This window comes from Inquilinus sp. (genome assembly GCF_057815775.1).
Map to the genome: position 1 here is coordinate 1 of NZ_JBYRFX010000023.1, position 1,813 is coordinate 1,813.

At 70.5% G+C, this 1,813-nt stretch carries 2 protein-coding genes; both read left to right on the plus strand.

Annotated elements, in window-relative coordinates; translation table 11 throughout:
* Nucleotides 1–630: OpgC domain-containing protein (gene opgC / locus AC3XYG_RS00925; RefSeq protein ID WP_489137933.1), on the plus strand; the 630-nt coding region annotated here is incomplete at its 5' end.
* A partial coding sequence (locus tag AC3XYG_RS00930) for a CaiB/BaiF CoA transferase family protein (protein WP_489137934.1) occupies nt 627–1,813 on the plus strand: 1,187 nt, incomplete at its 3' end. The genes opgC and AC3XYG_RS00930, both read left to right, overlap by 4 nt.

A 1,813-nucleotide genomic window follows, 5' to 3' on the forward strand; every position in this document is an offset into this window, starting at 1 on the left:
GCCCTGCCCTTCGTGCTGATGGCGGCGATCTGGGGCCTGACCCAGGCGCATGCGCTGGACCTGCCGGCCGAACCGTTCTCGGACCGCCCCTGGTTCTTCGACCCGTTCGGCTGGCAGTTGCTGTTCTATCTCGGCTTCTTCCTGATGCGCGGCACGCTGCCGGCGCCGGGCGCCAGCCGGGTGCTGACCGCCCTCGCCATCCTTTTCGTGCTGGCGACGGTGCCCTTCGCCTATTACCGCATCATCGAGGCGTCGCCGTTCTTCGGCGGCTGGGCCGAGACCCTGATGCCGCTGACCGACAAGACCCATTTCGGCATCCTGCGCCTGGTGCATTTCGGGGCCCTCGCCTATCTCGCGGTCCAGCTGGTCGGGGCCGGCGACCGGCGGCTGAAGGGGCCTGCCGTCGCCATCATCTCCAAGGTCGGGCAGCAGACGCTGGCGGTGTTCGTCACCGGCATGGTCACCGCCCAGGTGCTGGGCATGGTGCTGGACCACACCGGCCGCGACCCGGTCGCCACCGCCGCCGCCAACCTGGCCGGCTTCGGCGTGCTGATCGCCGCCGCCTATCTCGTCGCTTGGTTCAAGGCGATGCCGGCGAAGGCACAGATTGCAGCGGTGGCATCGTGGTGACCCCCGGCAGCCTGGACGGCCTGCGCATCCTCGACCTGTCGCGGATCCTGGCGGGGCCGACGGCGACGCAGCTGCTGGCGGATCTCGGCGCCGACGTCATCAAGGTCGAGCGGCCGGGATCGGGTGACGACACCCGCGGCTGGGGCCCGCCCTTCGTGCCCGGGCCGGATGGCGAGGACAGCGACATCAGCGCCTATTTCCTGTGCGCCAACCGCAACAAGCGGTCGATCGCCATCGATCTGGCCACGGCGGAGGGGGCTGCTCTGGTCCGCCGGCTGGTCGCGATCTCGGATGTCGTGGTCGAGAACTACAAGCCCGGCGACCTCGCCCGCCACGGCCTGGATTACGCCGCGCTACGGGCGGTCAAGCCCGGCATCGTCTGGTGCGCCATTTCCGGCTTCGGCCAGACCGGGCCCTATGCCGACCGCATCGGCTACGACTTCCTGGTCCAAGCCATGGGCGGGATCATGAGCATCACCGGCGACACCGAGGCCAGGGGCGGCGCGCCGATGAAGGTCGGCGTCGGCATTGCCGACGTGATGTGCGGCATGTATGCGACGGTCGGCATCCTGGCGGCGCTGCGGCACCGCGACCGCGCCGGCGAAGGCCAGTACATCGACCTGTCGCTGTACGACACGCAGGTGTCCTGGCTGATCAACGCCGCCACCAACCATCTGGTGTCGGGGCGGACTCCGCGGCGCCTGGGCAACCGGCACCCGAACATCGCGCCGTACCAGACCTTCGCGGCGGCCGACGGCCACATCGTCGTCGCCGTCGGCAACGACGCACAATTCGCCCGCTTCGCCGCCGTGATCGGCCGGCCGGAGCTGGCCGAGGACGATCGGTTCCGGCGCAATCGCGACCGCGTGGTGAATGTCGACATGCTCGACGAGCAGATCGCGCCCGAGTTGCTGACGCAGCCGGCCGAGGCCTGGATCGAGCAACTGACCGCGGCACAGGTACCGGCCGGCCCGGTGGCGCGAATCGACCAGGTGCTGGCCGACCCGCACACCCTGGCGCGGGACATGGTGGTGACGCTCGACCGGCCCGACGGCCCGCCGGTCCGGGTGCTGGGCAACCCGCTGAAGCTGTCGGCGACGCCGGTGCGGCTGGAGCGGGCGCCGCCGCATCTCGACCAGGACCGGGCCGAGATCCTGGCCCTGCTCGACCGGGATGGCATGGA